A 234-nucleotide genomic window follows, 5' to 3' on the forward strand; every position below is an offset into this window, starting at 1 on the left:
GGCCTTGGCGAAGTACAGGAAATGATCGACATCTGCGACTTCGCCGTCGGCTTGTCGCGCCAGCTCTACGGCTTGACCATCGCTTCCGAGCGCCCCGGTCACCATATGCGTGAAACCTGGCACCCGCTGGGTGTGGTCGGCGTGATCAGCGCGTTCAACTTCCCGGTCGCCGTGTGGGCGTGGAACACCACGCTGGCGCTGGTGTGCGGCAACGCGGTGATCTGGAAACCCTCG

1 protein-coding gene is annotated in these 234 nt (G+C 64.1%); it reads left to right on the forward strand.

Annotation, left to right across the window (positions count from 1 at the left end):
• On the forward strand, window positions 1–234 hold a 234-nt coding region (locus AC0L3B_RS40385; protein WP_473383683.1), incomplete at both ends, for an aldehyde dehydrogenase family protein.

This window comes from Bradyrhizobium sp. Kon56 (genome assembly GCF_055807635.1).